19 protein-coding genes are annotated in these 15899 nt (G+C 40.5%); 8 read left to right on the top strand and 11 right to left on the bottom strand.

The window, feature by feature from the left end; translation table 11 throughout:
• Positions 1 to 492 (top strand): rhodanese-like domain-containing protein, encoded by a 492-nt coding sequence (locus tag ACP14Y_RS06010; RefSeq protein WP_424962061.1) that lies wholly within the window; start codon positions 1 to 3, stop codon positions 490 to 492.
• Between the two features lie 15 nt (positions 493 to 507).
• Complete coding sequence (locus ACP14Y_RS06005) at positions 508 to 1149, top strand: TIGR04282 family arsenosugar biosynthesis glycosyltransferase (protein ID WP_424962060.1); 642 nt, start codon at positions 508 to 510, stop codon at positions 1147 to 1149.
• On the opposite strand, the gene ACP14Y_RS06000 is transcribed toward ACP14Y_RS06005, so the two are convergent.
• From ACP14Y_RS06000 to ACP14Y_RS05975, 6 genes are all read right to left on the bottom strand, one after another.
• Positions 1146 to 2390: a POTRA domain-containing protein gene (locus ACP14Y_RS06000; RefSeq protein ID WP_424962059.1), complete on the bottom strand. Its 1245-nt coding sequence runs from the start codon at positions 2388 to 2390 to the stop codon at positions 1146 to 1148. The two genes, ACP14Y_RS06005 and ACP14Y_RS06000, sit on opposite strands and share 4 nt — an antisense overlap.
• Entirely contained in the window at positions 2387 to 3238 is an 852-nt protein-coding gene (locus ACP14Y_RS05995) for a hypothetical protein (RefSeq protein ID WP_424962058.1), read from the bottom strand. The genes ACP14Y_RS06000 and ACP14Y_RS05995 overlap by 4 nt, the downstream gene beginning before the upstream one ends.
• Positions 3239 to 3325: 87 nt before the next feature.
• The gene (locus ACP14Y_RS05990; RefSeq protein WP_424962057.1) at positions 3326 to 5995 is read right to left on the bottom strand and encodes an ABC transporter permease; all 2670 of its coding nucleotides are present in this window, start codon (positions 5993 to 5995) and stop codon (positions 3326 to 3328) included.
• Positions 5992 to 6327, bottom strand: coding sequence for a PadR family transcriptional regulator (locus tag ACP14Y_RS05985; RefSeq protein WP_424962056.1), 336 nt, complete (start codon positions 6325 to 6327; stop codon positions 5992 to 5994). The genes ACP14Y_RS05990 and ACP14Y_RS05985 overlap by 4 nt, the downstream gene beginning before the upstream one ends.
• 105 nt (positions 6328 to 6432) lie before the next feature.
• Positions 6433 to 7281 carry a hypothetical protein gene (locus ACP14Y_RS05980; RefSeq protein WP_424962055.1) on the bottom strand — a complete coding sequence of 283 codons (849 nt, stop codon included), beginning with the start codon at positions 7279 to 7281 and terminating at the stop codon, positions 6433 to 6435.
• Between the two features lie 14 nt (positions 7282 to 7295).
• Entirely contained in the window at positions 7296 to 7976 is a 681-nt protein-coding gene (locus ACP14Y_RS05975) for a Crp/Fnr family transcriptional regulator (protein WP_424962054.1), read from the bottom strand.
• A 73-nt stretch (positions 7977 to 8049) separates the two neighbouring features.
• Between ACP14Y_RS05975 and ACP14Y_RS05970 the strand changes: the two genes are divergently transcribed.
• The 3 genes from ACP14Y_RS05970 (at position 8050) to ACP14Y_RS05960 (ending at position 9648) form a co-directional block, all read left to right on the top strand.
• Positions 8050 to 8583, top strand: coding sequence for a CopD family protein (locus tag ACP14Y_RS05970; protein ID WP_424962053.1), 534 nt, complete (start codon positions 8050 to 8052; stop codon positions 8581 to 8583).
• A gap of 74 nt (positions 8584 to 8657) precedes the next feature.
• The gene (locus ACP14Y_RS05965) at positions 8658 to 9200 is read left to right on the top strand and encodes an SCO family protein (RefSeq protein ID WP_424962052.1); all 543 of its coding nucleotides are present in this window, start codon (positions 8658 to 8660) and stop codon (positions 9198 to 9200) included.
• A complete protein-coding gene (locus ACP14Y_RS05960; RefSeq protein WP_424962051.1) occupies positions 9190 to 9648 on the top strand; it encodes a c-type cytochrome in 459 nt (152 codons plus the stop codon). The genes ACP14Y_RS05965 and ACP14Y_RS05960 overlap by 11 nt, the downstream gene beginning before the upstream one ends.
• Here ACP14Y_RS05960 and ACP14Y_RS05955 read toward each other — a convergent pair.
• Genes ACP14Y_RS05955 through ACP14Y_RS05935 form a run of 5 tightly spaced genes read right to left on the bottom strand, consistent with a single transcriptional unit; the run spans position 9645 to position 12947 of the window.
• A complete protein-coding gene (locus tag ACP14Y_RS05955) occupies positions 9645 to 10067 on the bottom strand; it encodes a hypothetical protein (protein WP_424962050.1) in 423 nt (140 codons plus the stop codon). The two genes, ACP14Y_RS05960 and ACP14Y_RS05955, sit on opposite strands and share 4 nt — an antisense overlap.
• A 46-nt stretch (positions 10068 to 10113) precedes the next feature.
• Positions 10114 to 10551, bottom strand: coding sequence for a hypothetical protein (locus tag ACP14Y_RS05950; RefSeq protein ID WP_424962049.1), 438 nt, complete (start codon positions 10549 to 10551; stop codon positions 10114 to 10116).
• A 2-nt stretch (positions 10552 to 10553) separates the two neighbouring features.
• The gene (locus tag ACP14Y_RS05945; RefSeq protein ID WP_424962047.1) at positions 10554 to 11798 is read right to left on the bottom strand and encodes an ABC transporter permease; all 1245 of its coding nucleotides are present in this window, start codon (positions 11796 to 11798) and stop codon (positions 10554 to 10556) included.
• A complete protein-coding gene (locus ACP14Y_RS05940) occupies positions 11795 to 12421 on the bottom strand; it encodes an ABC transporter ATP-binding protein (protein ID WP_424962046.1) in 627 nt (208 codons plus the stop codon). Before ACP14Y_RS05940 ends, ACP14Y_RS05945 begins: the two co-directional genes overlap by 4 nt.
• 1 nt (position 12422) lies before the next feature.
• Positions 12423 to 12947, bottom strand: coding sequence for a DinB family protein (locus ACP14Y_RS05935; protein ID WP_424962044.1), 525 nt, complete (start codon positions 12945 to 12947; stop codon positions 12423 to 12425).
• A 267-nt stretch (positions 12948 to 13214) separates the two neighbouring features.
• Here ACP14Y_RS05935 and ACP14Y_RS05930 point away from each other — a divergent pair, with 267 nt between their 5' ends.
• The 3 genes from ACP14Y_RS05930 to ACP14Y_RS05920 are packed head-to-tail and all read left to right on the top strand — an operon-like array spanning position 13215 to position 15864.
• Positions 13215 to 14471, top strand: coding sequence for a cation:proton antiporter (locus tag ACP14Y_RS05930; RefSeq protein WP_424962043.1), 1257 nt, complete (start codon positions 13215 to 13217; stop codon positions 14469 to 14471).
• A 31-nt stretch (positions 14472 to 14502) separates the two neighbouring features.
• Positions 14503 to 15564 carry a glutaminyl-peptide cyclotransferase gene (locus tag ACP14Y_RS05925; protein WP_424962042.1) on the top strand — a complete coding sequence of 354 codons (1062 nt, stop codon included), beginning with the start codon at positions 14503 to 14505 and terminating at the stop codon, positions 15562 to 15564.
• A gap of 3 nt (positions 15565 to 15567) precedes the next feature.
• The gene (locus ACP14Y_RS05920) at positions 15568 to 15864 is read left to right on the top strand and encodes an SCP2 sterol-binding domain-containing protein (protein WP_424962041.1); all 297 of its coding nucleotides are present in this window, start codon (positions 15568 to 15570) and stop codon (positions 15862 to 15864) included.
• Positions 15865 to 15899: the final 35 nt, after the last annotated feature.

Raw genomic sequence — 15899 nt, 5'->3', positions numbered from 1 at the left:
ATGAAAAAATATCTTCCACCATTTTTACTAATCATCATTTCCACCTTCACTTCATGTGGACAAAAGACGTTTGATGAAAAGATGCAAAGTCTGTACAAGAACACGGTTCCTTTAATCAAAGCGGATTCCTTAAAGTCCAGACTTTCAGAAGTTGTCATGTTAGATACCAGGTCTAAGGAAGAGTATCAGGTGAGCCACATTCAGGGTGCAAGATTTATTGATTATGATGATTTTGAAGTAAATCAAGTCAGCGACGTTCCAAAAAATCAGGAAGTTATTGTTTACTGCTCGGTTGGCTATAGAAGCGAGCGAGTAGGAGAGAAGCTTCAAAAGGCCGGGTATACCAATGTTAAGAATTTGTATGGTGGTATTTTTGGCTGGAAGAACGAGGGGTATGAAGTGGTTGATCCAAACAATTTGCCTACGGATAGTGTACATGCTTATAACAGATTGTGGGGCAAGTGGTTGTTTAAGGGAACAAAAGTTTACTAAGAAAGAGAGAAGTATATGAGTGATAGTTTATTAATGATTTTCGTTAAGAACTTGATTCCGGGCATGGTAAAAACACGTCTGGCTGAAGATATTGGAATTGATAAGGCCCTGGACGTATATCAGGAGTTGGTGCATCACACCCATAAAATCACCAAAAAACTGGAAATAGATAAGGCAGTTTATTATTCAGAATATGTAGAGATTGAGGACATCTGGGACAATGGCGATTTCAAGCTCACTTCACAGAAGGGATTTACACTAGGTGAAAAGATGTCTAATGCTTTTGATGAGGCATTTGATTCTTACAACAAGGTCATCATCATCGGTAGTGATTGTTATGATTTATCTTCCAAACACATCAAACTAGCCCTAGAAATGCTGGAGGAGAATGATGTGGTGGTTGGACCTGCCAAGGACGGAGGATATTACCTTTTGGGGATGAGTGAATTCTTTCCTCAGCTATTTCAGGACAAAGAATATAGTAACAACAAAGTGCTGGAAGAACTCCTTGAGGAGGCAGAAGAGCTGGAACTATCTGTTTATAAACTTCCTATGCTCAGCGATGTGGATACATTGGAAGACCTGAAAGAAACTAACATTGACTGGACGAAACTGGGAGCAGATGCAGAGGTGGATGATGAAGAAGATGCCTACTAGAAGTATTGCCCGATTCCAAGAACAAATCCATTCATATTCTGATCTTGTAGGTTTATGCCATAGTCAATTCTAAAAATTGCGTTGTAGATTTTCTTATGAATAAGACGTAAACCTCCGCCGGCAAATAGTTGAAAATTTTCACTGTCAACAAAATCAGCAAAATCCCCTCCCGGATTTCTCCACGAACCAGAATCAGAAAAGATCACACCTTGTATTGCTATGTTTCTTTGATCAATAAATGCGTGCCTGTATTCTGCATTTAGAATAATAGCTCCCGTCCCACGGTCTACCCGATTCCCTACTCCTCGTATGTTTACATAGCTGTCGAGTACAAAAGGTGCAAAGGGACTTTCTTCATTAGAGCTTAGCCCCAGCCGTAACCTGGACGCTATATTTCCATAAGCTCCTATTCTTTTAAAATACTTCAAGTCATTAAAAATGATATAAAAGGGAGGATCATTATCAAGTGATTGGACTGTTTGAAGATTGAGCTGATTGTGCCCGCCATTTAGATAGAAAAAGTGGTGGTTCACTCTGTTTTGGATTAGCCTGATCTTTCCCAGTATCTTATGCTTATTGACGTTCTCAGGAGCTCCTTCAAAAGCTCCTGGAGTATATTTCTGATAGTCCTCGATAAAAAATGCACTTCCGAATTCGATCCGATCTCTGAAATTGAAGTGGTGGATTGCGTCGATACCTAAGGTGTAATTGTCATATTCATATTCGACTACATTGTTACTAAAGAATAATGGCTCCAATGTTGACCATTTTATAAAATTGAAGTTCAATCCCCATTGACTTTGTTTGATGCGATCAAGTGTCAAATGGGTAGCAAATGAGCTTCTGTCATAATATTGGTAGTACATCGTGAGCTTATTTCCCTTTCCCCTCAGGTTAACTTCAGAAGCACCAACCTGAAACCAGAAATTTTCTTCGATCCCGCCAAAATTAAATATGGGCAGGAGTGTATATAACTCCATCATTTGAAAGGTGATTTTTACATCTCCATCTATTTGTTCCACTTGATAAGCGACATCAGCAAACATCTCCAAATTAACGAGGCGCTGCTTAGTCTCTTCCAGTTTAGCTGAGTCCAACTCATCTCCAATTTGAAAAGGTAGAAATTGGGATAAGTAGGTTTGCTTTGTCTTTTTGAGTCCCTCAAAATTGATCGTTGTGATTTTTTGGGCTTCAGCAAAAAAAGAAGAGAGGAGTAGTATCGCTAAAACAAGTTTTTTCACTTTTGATGGATCACACGGATACCCAAATTTATCGTTTCTCCGGCTCCTTTGAATTCACTGCCATTCCAAAAATTAGTGTAGAGTGTTTCCAGCTCAATAAGGTTTGGAACCAACTGATATTTCAATCCAACTCCTGATTGGAGGAAGTACGCGAAAAATGCCTCAGAGCGATTGTTACCGAAATCGTAGTGTGTGGGGAAATATTCGGTCATTCCATAAATCGTCCACCTCTTGGTTGGGAAGTAACTATAAAAAACGCTGGTTTGAGTTTCCAGAAAGTTGTTATCAGCTGAAGAACCATCCTTCGTCATTCGATACCAGAAAGCCTGCTGAAAAAATAGTTGGGATTTTTCATTCAATGGCAAATCAAAATAGATCTGGTTCAACCATAGATTGGCATCCCACTCCAGAAAATATCGTGTACCTTCAGCACCCTCAGGATCATCCACCGTATTGAACAGAAATGTACTTTGTATGGAGAGACGAGGGATATCTTTGAATGGAGCAATTTTAATTTTTGGACCGATACCGGTAAGGCCTGAAGAGGAACTAAAATTATCAGCAGAATTATTGGATGCCTTGATCCACACATCTAATCCCACATTGATCTGATCATTCAGCCCAAACAAAAACTGATTGATAGAAGTGAAAAATGTTTCTCTTTGACCGGATTCCATTTTCCCTCCAGCATTATCAAATTGCTTGGTCTGCGTATAGAGGTTTTGAAAACTTTTGTACTCCCAATCTCCTTCACTGAAAAGAATGGACGGTGTGTAGCTCTGGAGGTTACTCTGGCCGATACCGACAGAACATGCAAAAAAGACTAGTAAAGAAAAGGTGATTCTCATACTTCTGATTTTATCACCAAAGTACGCAGAATCACCATTCACAGAGGGTCTTTAAGCTGACATTGTCACAAACCTTAATCTAAATGGTTATTCATATTTTAAAGAATCAACGGGGTTCGCATCAGAAGCCTTCCATATTTTCAGCCCTATTGACAACAAAGCGATTGTGATTGATATAAAACCACCTAGTGCGTAAATCCACCATGAGATATTGGTTTTGTAGGTAAAGTCTTCCATCCAATTATTGATGAAGAAAAAGGCGGCTGGGATTGCGATCAAAAAAGCGATTAGAACGAGTATTAAAAACTCTTTCGAAAGAATCGTACCGATATTTAATATAGATGCTCCCAGTACTTTTCGAATGCCTACTTCTTTAGACTTCTGTAAAATGTTATATGAGATCAAACCAAAGAGCCCGAGGCACGAAATCAAGATAGCAACAACAGTAGCAACTCCCGCTACTTTCGAGGTACGCTTTTCCGTTTGATAAAAGCTCTCAACTGTTTCATCCATGAATTTCACTTCGAGTGGATCATTTGGATAGATCTGGTTCCAGACATCTGTGAGTTCATTAATTGTAGTTTGTAGTTCATTGGCGGCCAGGGATAAACCAATACACCTGGAATATGTATCATCGTACGAATACATCAGTGGCTCAATGGCAACATGAAGGGATTGGAAATGAAAATCTTTAAGAATTCCCACCACCTCATATACTCGTTCACCATTGGATACCTGAACCCCAATAGCAGCTTCAGGGTTGTTAAATCCAAGCATTTTAGCATACGTCTCATTAATGACTGTTTCCAGTTTTCCTTCGCTTTTTTTAATGTTTCTTCCTGCTAATAGCTCCAGTTGATAAACATCAAAATAATGCTCGTCTCCCTTTTTTTGATGCACGGATTCTACGGATTCTGTTGAGTCCTGATCATAAAATTTCATAGTAGAGGTAGACCAACCGTTTCTGGCAGGGGGGCTTTGATGAACGCTGATTGCTTGAATTTGGGGCATGTGTTCAACTTCGTTCAGCATTACTTGCTGCTTTTCAGTATTTTCATAGCGTGGAGTGTTAAAATACATTACTCCCTCATCTTTAAATCCCAATTCCTTGTCCAGCATGTAAGATATCTGCCACATGATGGCAATCGTGCAAATGACCAATAATTGAGAAAACACGAATTGTGAGGTTATCAGGATCTTTCGAATAGCCTGGCCCCCTCCGGATTTAGCAGAAAATTTAATGGTGGACTTTAATGCCTGGACAGGTGTGTATGAGGAAGCAATAAATGCTGGATACAGTCCTGCTAAAATGCCTACAAAAAATACCAATGCAACCAAATAAACCCAGAAGAGTGGATCAGACCATTCCAGAGAAAACCCCTCTGGTACAAGCTCAGAGAAAAGAGTCACGCCATAAAATGACAGAGGGAGTGAGATAATAGCGGCTAAAAAGGTAACTAAAGTACTTTCGGTCAAAAACCTAACTATAAGAGAGGGCTTAGATATTCCCAATGATTTTCTCAGTCCAACCTCTTTTGATTTATTAATGGCTTGGGCGGTTTCCAGATTAATGAAATTGAATATAGCGATGGAAAGTAAGGCGATTGCTACGCTGAGCAGAATATTTAAGGTCTTTAAATCGGTTGCTGCCCTGGAATGATCAAAAAGTCCCACCTCTAAATCGTAATGTATGTCATCTACTGATTGAATGGCCATCTCTGTATGCCACGTATCACCATCCGATTCGTGTGAAGCCATCTCTTTGTTTAGACCTTCAAGCATCTCATCAATCTGAACTTGAGAAACCTGATCATACACTTTTATGAATAGTTGCCAGGAGCTATTTACACTCATCCATTCATCTTTTGGGAACTGATCCTTCACCCAGGTAGAGTAGATAGTGCCAAAAGAAACAAGATCAGTGAAATCAAAATCTGTGTTTGCAGATTTAAGCGAAACAACACCCGAAACGATGACATAGAGCGAATCTTGATAAACGACCTCTTTTCCAACCATGTCCAATGGGGGGATTTTACCAAAGTACTTTTCTCCCTGTTCAATTGTAACGATAAGCTGATTGGGTTTTTCCAGTGAGGCCTTAGGAGTGCCTGCTAGCCAATCGTATTGATTGATTACCTTAAAGTATCGCTCGTCCACAAATGCAATCTTGTTGTTGTATCCGATTTCCCTTTTTCCATCACCCCCTTCTACTTTTACCTTAGCCTGATAAGAATAAATTCTTGCCAGTGATTCAATGATGCTTGCATTTTCCTCTAAATAGTCTGGAACAGGGATAGCTACAGCCGGATTTGTGCCTGAAAATGCTCCACCGAATTCAGTGTACACACGATAGATTCTATCTCTATCCGGAAGGTGTTTATTGAAACTCAGCTCGTAAGAAACGAGGCTATAAATAGCTACAAATCCTCCAATACCTATAGCCAGGCCAATCACATTAATAGCTGTAGTGGTTTTTCTTCGAATGATGTTTCTCCACGCAATTTTGATGTTATGCGACAGAGAAGCAATTGAGAGTAGATGTCCTTTATTTTTCATTTTTGTCCTTTTTAGTGCAAATGTTCGGAAGCTACGGATCACCAGCCACCAATAAAAAAGCGATGAAAATCGTGCCCCCTTTTCATTGATCCGCTCCTGAAAAACCTCATAGAGGTCCCCTTCCAATTCTTCTAAGCGCTCTTCGCTACAGTAGAAGCGGAATAGTCTCAATGGCAGTTTAGGGGGCTGAATTTCTTTCATCCTAAATGTTCGAATGCGATTTCTGGAATTTGATTTCTCATTCGGTTTCTGAGCTCATTTGCAGTCTCAAGTGCCTCTTTTCCAGCCTGCGAAATCGTGAAAATTCGTTTGCGTTTTCCTCCTCGCTCACTAGACATTTCACCCATTCTGGAATTCAATAGTCCTTTTTCCTCCAGACGATAAACAGCTGCATGCACCGAACTGATACTTACTTTTCTGTCAGTTTGCCTATTAAGCTCCTGCTGAATAGCTACGCTGTAAGCATTATCATACAAAATCCCGACGGTCAGCAGTACCAGCTCTTCAAACTCTCCCAGATTTGTTCCTTTCATGATGTTATTGATTACATTCGTAAATGTAAGGAAAATAAAATTATTAATTTCGTATTTGTAAGTTTTATTTACACAATAAGATTCAATCGCTGAAACTGTATGTTCTCAATCCGTTTTAGAAAGTGAGACGGTAATAGAGGTAGTGACTTCTGATGAAAGTAATGGCTGGTCTAATTTTATCTTGCCACCATCGTTATTATAGGATCCATCAATCCCCTCTACCCTAAACCAGAATACCTTTGGAGCGAGGTTAGAATAAAAAACCTGTCCTGTACTTGACGTTTTTGTAAATAAGAAATCTCCAGAACCAGGTGTGATACCTCCAAGGTCAATTCGATCGCTTTCAGGCCATTCTTCCGGGCTGGTGTCATTGGCATATGTCTCTTCTGTCGGATAAATTTTAACCGTTGCGTGCTCATCAAAAAGATTTCCCTCTGAGTCCAAAATGGTGATATTTAATCTGGATGGAAACAGACTTAGGGGTACCACCTGATCAATTGAGCATTCAAAGCTGTTAATTCCACTAAGATTTAGATAATTAAAACCATTGAATGATCCTGAGCTTTGTACTTCACTTGCACGTATGCTTGATAAATCACCAACAGAAGCAATAGCCCACAACTCTGAATTGGCACCAGGGGTCGCTCCTGAATTATTATTGATTGCATATTCAAGACTTATGAAACCATTTTCATCAGAAATCTCAGTTGAAATTACATTCTGTCTCAGAACAAGGTCCTCAAATGATTCATATAAATCCACTTTAACGTTACCAATTCCAGTTAAGGATCCCGTTTCCTCACATTCAAGTCCTCCACTTACTCCTATTTCATATGCCGCATCGGGTACAACAAATTGGATTTCTCTTAAAAAGGTACTTGGATCTTCTTTAGTCCCACAGCTCAGTAAAATTGCAAGCAAGAAACTTAAGAGTATATTGATCTTATTATTCATAGTTTACTTACTCTTTATACTAATTTTTCCAGATCTCTAATTAAGATCCTCCTCCGATCAAAAGTAATGAGGTTCTTATCTCTTAGCTCATTCATGATTGTGGTTACTGTCTGGCGGGAAGTGCCAGTGAGGCTGGCAATATCTTTATGGGTTAAATGATTTTTGATCATGGTTTCAAATCCCACTTTCTGACCTTTCTCTTCAGCCATTTCTTTCAGAAACTCCACAATTCTGGTTCTGGCATCTTTAAAGACCAATGATTCTATTTTGCGCTCCATTTTTCGTAATCGAAAACCGACGATCTTCAAAATCTTAAAACTCAACTCTTTATTGTCAACCATGAGGTTTTGTAAGTCTTCGATGGTCATGGCACAAACACGTGTATCATTATCCATTGCCTGGGCAAAGTCTTGTCGTGTTTCCTCTCCAGCCAGGGCCATCTCCCCAAAGATCTCACCCTTGGTAAGTATGGCTTTTACGATCTCCTTGCCATCCGGTCCGTAGGTCCCAATTTTCACACGGCCATTTGAAACCATGTAAATATTTTCTGAAGACTGATCTTTGAAATAGATAAAATCATCTTTACCGTACACTCCGGGTGCATGTTTGTCTTCCATGCTTGGAGTTTTAGAGGGACACAACACCTCAAACAGGTCAGTGTCTTCAAAATACCATAGATTTCTTTCGGCGCTCATGAATGTGTGGGATTTAGGGCAAATTTGCAAACAACCACGATTAACAACAATTATAATTAAAAAGCTCCCCTTGATGGACTATTTATATCTTAAAGCTCTCCACATCATCTTTGTCATCACCTGGTTTGCAGGTCTGTTTTATATCGTACGTTTATTTATTTATCATACAGAGGCATTGGAAAAAGAGGAGCCAGATCGCACCATTCTTTCGGATCAGCTGGCGTTAATGAGCAAGAAGCTATGGTACATCATTACCTGGCCCTCAGCGATAATTACTGTCATTTTGGGCATCTCGCTATTGGTAGTACAACCCAGCTGGTTGAAAATGCCTTTTATGCACGTCAAGCTTGGGTTTGTAGCATTACTCATTCTTTACCACCTTGGTTGTCATGGGATATTCAGACAGCTTCAAAAAAGAAAAGCAAAATATACCTCAACACAGTTGCGAGTATTTAATGAAGCAGCCACGCTCATTTTATTTGCTGTTGTATTCTTAATAGTGCTGAAAAATGCGATCAGCTGGATTTATGGTACGATTGGACTTATTAGCTTCGCAATTGTGTTAATGATAGCGATTAAACTTTATAAACGATTCCGAAAAAACTGATGAAAAAATTGCTGATTCTTTTTATAGTTTTAATGGCTTGCCAGCAACAGACAAGTTCTGAGAAATTGCCATACATGGGTAACACCATTTATGAAGAAACTGATACGATTTATCATACCATCCAAAATTTCAAGCTGGTAGACCAAGATAGTAGCATAGTAACGAATGAGACCTTTGCAGACAAAGTGTACGTAGCAGATTTTTTCTTCACATCCTGCCCCACTATATGTCCAAAAATGAAGGCTCAGATGCTTCGTGTATATGAAAAGTTTGAAGACAATCCTGAGGTTGTGATATTATCCCATACGATTGACCCTGATTATGATACGGTGGCGTTGCTGAAAGATTATGCTGAACGATTAGGAGTAAGGTCGGACAAGTGGAAGTTTGTAACTGGTAGCCAGGATTACATCTATGACTTGGCTGAGGGGAGCTATATGTCGATTGCTGATGAGGACGCAGACGCACCGGGTGGGTATATCCACTCCGGAGCATTTTTGCTTGTGGATAAAGAACGACATGTTCGTGGTGTTTACGATGGAACCGTGCCAGAGCAGGTAGATGTGATGATGAACGATATCGAAAAACTTTTAAAGGAATACACCGATGAAAAGTAAGTATCTGATTGTTCTTTTTGCCACTATGCTTCTTGCCTGCGGTGTTGGAAAGGAAAAGAATGATGAAGAAAAATCGGGATTGACATCTCGGGAAGAGATAAGACTGAAGCAGTATCAGGTGCAGGGCGCCAAAGTATACGCAACCTACTGTGCTAACTGTCACCAGCAGGATGGTAAAGGGCTTGCTTCTTTATATCCACCTTTGGCCGGTTCGGATTATCTACTAGAAAACTTACCACGTGCTGCCTGTATTGTCAAGCACGGCCAAAGCAAAGAGATCGTTGTGAATGGTGTCACCTATAACCAAATGATGCCTGCAAATCCGATTACCAATCTGGAAATAGCTGAAGTCCTTACCTTCATCGGTAATGCATGGGGAAATGAAGCTGGGCTGGTAGGCGTGAAGGACCTAGATAAGTGGTTAGAGGAATGTGAGGAGGATTATTAGTCCTCTAAAACCTCTTTTCCTTTTTTTAATGATCCAAGCATGTCATCCTTCACTTTTTGGATGGCTATTTTTTGATTTTCCAGGTATTGCCTCATCTCCTCATCTGTACCCTTAAACTCAGGCTCATAGGCACGCATCCATTGCATCATACTTTCGTTCGCAGCGTCTATTTCATTAGCTACAGTTGTGAGCATAGCCGCCCGTTCCGCATCAGCTTCCATTAGCGAATCAGCCAAGAACAGTAAATCCTTACGCGCACGCCTAAGTTCACCCATTTTTGGCATCACTTCATCATGGATGCTTAGCACTTCACTTTTAAGGCTATCAAGTGAAATTTCTCCGTTTGCCTGATTTTCTTTTTTCCCTGTTCCACAAGCAGCGAAAAACAAAAGAGTTACTAGAAAGAATAAATTTTTCATTGTTTTCATGTAGGCTATAATTCCTCTTTGCGGAGGTAAAATATAATTAGTCAACTTTAACTTCTGCGTCTTTTAGGATGTACATGAGCTGATCATAATCAGTGTCATTCAGCTCCAATCGTCCTGTTACTGTAACAGGTTTGGCGGTGTATTTTACTTCGTCTTTCAAGTATGCTTCAGCAACAGTCTCCGGCCCACTGCCTCCGCAGAAAAAGCAGGCAGCAATCGGGAGTGAAGAGATAATAATATGTTTGGGTTCAAACATGCCTTCAAAGGGAATGATGAAGCCTTTGAGTGATACGGTTTTTCCATTCATTTTTTGCACATCATCACCAAACTTTGGAACATAGATTTCTCCGTATTCATCCTGAGATTTTTCATACTTTACATCGGCCAGTGTTTCCCAGTTTTTGCTGGAATCAGCAAACTGAGCCGCTACTCCGAATGAAAGTAAAATGGTTGCAGAAAAAATTAGTTGCTTCATAATTATGCTTTTGAAAGCGTTTCCGAAATATCTGACTTGTACGCAAGAAATGCCGGAATGATCGAGGCAAAAATACCAACGGTCAAACTGCCCAGCATCACTTTATACTCATCAAATACAAAAAACATACCGCTGCTCTGAATTTGTTCCATCGAATATGCCAAAATAGCAAAGCCCAGATGTGCAAGGGCAAATCCAAATGCACTTCCAATGATCGTTAAAACAATTCCTTCCGTTAGAATTAGTAAAAATATTTTTAGCTGACTGGCACCCATGGAGCGCATGATTGCCAACTCATACTTCCGCTCCTTCAAGGAGTTGATCAAAGCAATAAACACACTTGTGGCACTCAAAATGATAATAACCAGCCCCAGCATGTTCACGACATCCACGCCCACACCAATAATGTTGAACAATCGAGCTGTCTCGTAAGGGGGAGAGGCGGCCTGTAGGTTGCTGGTTCCGTTTACAATTCGTGGCAATTGAACAGCGGCCATTGGCGAGCGATACTTAATCAGCAGAGATGTAATGTCTTCATTTTCCAGCTGCTCTTTTGTGACTTCCAGCCCCAATCGATCCAGGGATACCAATTCATGGTGATCTCCTCCCTCTTCATGATCATGTTCTTCATGGCTGCCATGCACCTCCCAAACACTTTGAACTGATACAAGAATCAATTGATCGAGTACCGATCCTGATGATTCCATAATCCCTACCACGGTAAAAGGATGTTCTTCATGACCGCCTGCCCCTTCTGAAAGCCCATGAGCACTTTCGAGTTGATCACCTATTTGGATGCCTAAGTTTTTAGCGATCGTAGCGCCTACAGTTGCTGTCATCTCCTTTTCAAACCATTCTCCTTTGGCTAGGTTGGCTTCATAGAGCTCTGCATATGCATTGGTCGTGCCCACAATTCGGTATCCCTGGTAACTATCTCCCAAAGAGAGTGGTATGGCAGAGGCCACTAATCTGTTTCGGGTGAGATTGCTAGCATCACTAAGAGAAATATTACCTGTAGGAAAATCAATATGAAAAATGCTGGCAAGAATAATCTGTAAAGGACTTCCCTTGGCACCCACGACCAGGTCTATGCCCTGCGCATTCTTGTTGATTTCATTTTTAAGAAAGGTGCTGGTGAGCAGAATAGAGACGATGATTGCCACACCAAATCCCAAAAGCAATACACTCAATAGTGAGCTTAGTGGCTTAGCAAAGACGTTTTTAATGCTTAGTGAAAAGAGATTCATAGAGCAAGCTGGTTTTGAAATTCACTTTTTACCCGATGATCATGTGTTGCAACAATCAAGGTGGCTCCTGTTTCTTCTGCCTGTGATTTGAGTAGATCAATTACTTTCTGACAATTTTCATCGTCCAGACTGGCTGTAGGCTCATCGGCCAGCAAGAGTTTTGGTTTATTAATGACTGCTCTCCCTATCGCAACTCGTTGGGCCTGCCCCTGGCTTATCTGATGTACTTTTCGGTTAGCCAGTTCGCCCACACCCAGGTGATCTAGTACTTCTTGTGCTCTCTTCCCATCGATTTTCTTATGAGCCAAATATTGGGATAATGTGAGATTCTCCTTTACTGTCAAGGATCTAACCAAATGAGGTTTTTGAAAAACAATGCCTATGTTTTCACCTCTGAATCGATCCAGTTTGGGGTTGGACTTTTGAACAAGATTTTCTCCAGACACCTCTAAAACACCATGGGTGGGAGGCATCAACCCGCCTATTAAGTGGAGTAGGGTGGTTTTACCACAACCGGAGTTTCCTAAAATAATTGCGTGATTTCCTTCCTTCACTTCCCAGTCGGGATAGCTGATTACAGCCTTTCCATCGTAGGAATGTTTTAGTCCTTGAATGTTCAGCATTTTAAAGTCCTAGTTGTTTTTTGATTCTATTGATTTGATGTATATGATGAATTTGATGATACACAAATGAGTCCACTGCTTTTTCCAGGTTCTGTCGCCCACCCATTGGGTGTTTATAGACCAGTTTGTCCAACCACTTATCCGGATACTCATCTACAAACCGTTGAATTTTGTTTCTGGTTTCAGTCCACTGGGATTTTATTTCCTCCATAGAATTGGATTGAGGGTCGGATATATAGGAAGGAGCCTTCCATTTAAGCGAGCTCTTCAGGACCTGATTGGTTACCCACATTCTGAGTGAATTGCCAAAGCCGGATGTTTGCATCTTATCACCTGCCTTGCTTTTCTTTTGCATGTATTCAAGCGAAGCACTCTCTGCATCATTTAAATGAGACAATACCTGTATGATGCTCCATCCATAGCTATTATCCTGCATTTTTTCTTCAGGAATTCCTTCCAGCAAAGAATAGATCGTATCTGTGTCTGCATTGAGCCTTTTGAGCTTCTTATTGATGACTTCCTTCACTAATGTTTGACTTTTGCTAAAAAATATAAAAAAAGTTATCTTCGTTCCTGTTTATTAGCCTTTTATAAGGTATAACCCACCAGAAAAAGAACTCCAGATTTGGAGCAGGTACTAAAAGAAGTACCAATTTATTAAAGTAATTGTTCTTAGCATGATGAATTCATGCGTCTACAATTTGTATTTCTGTACTCATACGCTCGTATTATAGTTCGTACTGTTAGTTTTTAAAATTAATATTGCGTTGAATCACCTTTAAATTACACGGAAGTGAGTATTCTCGACATCATCGCCTTGTTTATCTTCCTATCGGGAGCGTTTATTTTCATAAACACTTTTTACTTAAAACTGCCATCATCCATTGGTTTGATGATTCTGGCACTTGTTCTCTCCATTGTAGTGCTGATAATTGGGCATCTATTTCCAGAACTGCACCTGGCAGAACATGTGAAGGAGTATGAATTTGAAGAAGTTCTGTATCAAATCGTTTTGAGTTTTATGCTCTTCTCAGGGGCTTTAAATATTGATTTCAGGAAGCTGAGTAGTCAGAGGAGCTCCGTTCTTGTTTTGGCCATTGTAGGGGTTCTGATTTCTACTTTTGTAATTGGAACGGGTGTCTACTTCATGCTTGATGCATTAAGCATTCACCTTGAATACCTTTATTGCCTTGTTTTTGGGGCACTCATCTCCCCAACCGATCCTATCGCTGTGACGAAGACGATTAAACGCTTTAATCTATCGAAGGACCTGGAAATCAAAATTGAGGGGGAATCACTTTTTAATGACGGAATAGCGGTAGTGCTGGCACTTACTTTGTTAGATATTGCTCATGCGGGAGAAGATCATACCCTTTCATTTATAGAAACTACCTACATCGTAATTGCAGATATTGGTGGTGGAATATTCATTGGATTGTTACTCGGATATATTGGTTATCGCCTACTTAAATATGTGGATAATGATGCAGTAGAGGTGGAGGTGTTAATCACACTGGCATTGGTTCTTGTAGGGTCTCAACTGGCCGACTTTATTCACGTTTCTGCCAAGCAGGCTGCCGTTGTTATGGGACTGGTAGTAGGAAATGAAGGGAAAAGCACACATGTGGCCAGCGCAACAGGAGATTATGTATTTAAATTCTGGAAGCTGCTGGAAGAGACTTTCAGTGCCATGCTTTTTGTACTTATAGGTTTGGAGATGTTAGTATTAGATCTACGCCTCGATTTCATTGCGGCAGGATTCTTTGCTATTTGTATTGTGTTGTTTGGACGGTGGACAAGTGTTTTCATTCCAATTAAAATGATGTCGGTCAAAAATCATTTTGCACCAAATACCATATCCGTTCTTACCTGGGGTGCTCTGAGAGGTGGTTTGCCTATTGCGCTATCCCTTTCACTTACCGACTTTAATGGAAAGGATGTGATTGTTACCATGACTTATATAGTGGTGGTATGTTCGGTGCTTTATCAGGGACTAACAGTGCCGTTATTGATGCGCTCAGAGAGCCAAAGTACCGACACCACTTCATGATCATATAGGAGTATCTTGCTAATTTTGGGTTATGATCAGACTAAGCTATGTGTTTCTGGTCTTGCTGGTATTTGCTGCATGCAAAGAAGGTAAGCAAGAAACTGAAAAAACGACATCCCCCAGGGTTAGAAAGAATACTTCAGTAGAGCAGCCAACTCAAAATCAAAGCTTCACCAGGGGAACGGAAATTGGTATTTCGCTGAGTGCAAATGAAACCTTTCCAATTGATTCTGTGGAAGTATCTGTAGGAGATGCTTTGTCTACTTTTAAAACGTCTTCTTTTAATATCACAATACCTGACCGCAAGGTTGGAACGTGGAGGTTGCTGATAAAAGCTTACAGCGGCGAGAGTGCTGAAACACATTATCGAAAAATAATTGTACTTCCGGAAAGTGCTCCTGAGGAATTAACCTATCAGGTAGAGAATACCTATCCGCATGATACTGATGATTATACCCAGGGTCTGCTGTTCAAAGATGGATATCTCTACGAGAGTACAGGTCAGCGTGGAAAATCAACATTAAAACAGAAGGACATTGCAACCGGGGAGACCAAAAAAGTTGTAAATCTTGCATCAGACCTTTTCGGTGAGGGGTTGGCAGTGATGAATGGTGAATTTTACCAACTTACCTGGACTTCAGGAAAAGGTTTTGTTTACGATGACCAATTGAATCAAGTTCGGACGTTTAATTACCAAATGGAGGGTTGGGGTCTGGCGACCTTGGATGATGAGCTTGTAATGACAGATGAGACCGAAAAACTTTATTTTGTAGATCCGGTGAGCTTTACGGTTCAGCGGGAATTAGAGGTTTTTGACAATGAAGGAAAAATTGAAGCACTGAATGAGCTTGAGGTAATAGATGGACTTGTCTATGCCAATGTTTATCAGGAAGATTACATTGTTGTGATTGATCCGACAACAGGAGAAGTGCTGCAAAGAATTGATCTGGCAGGGCTTCTTACAGCGGATGAGTCGAGAAGCGCAGATGTTCTGAACGGCATTGCATATGATGCAGAAACGGGTCGTATTTTCGTAACCGGAAAGTGGTGGCCGAAACTATTCGAAGTGACTTTTCAACCTAAACCAATATAAGAGATGACTTTAGAAGAGATAACAGAAAAAATAAAGAAGCTAGCTGATAAGCACAGCGGTCAGTTTCAGGGCAAAGCGAATTTTAAATTTGAGGAAGGTGTGGTGCATCTGGATGATACCGTCTCACCCACTGTAGTGGTCAATGAAGAAAAAGATGCACCCTTTGCTATTAAAATGTCTGCTGAAAATTTCAATAAGATTCTAACAGGAGACCTGAATGTGATGATGGCTTTCATGACCGGAAAGTTGAAAATTGAGGGAGATAAAGGGGCTGCTATGAAGCTGACAGCACTCTTTTAAGCAAGAAATTAAAAAGCGCCCGGAACATCCGGGCG

Source organism: Ekhidna sp. (assembly GCF_965247405.1).
Taxonomy (GTDB): Bacteria; Bacteroidota; Bacteroidia; order Cytophagales; family Cyclobacteriaceae; genus Ekhidna.
The sequence above is the reverse complement of the archived record's forward strand: the minus strand, read 5'-3'. Positions and strand labels throughout refer to the sequence as shown.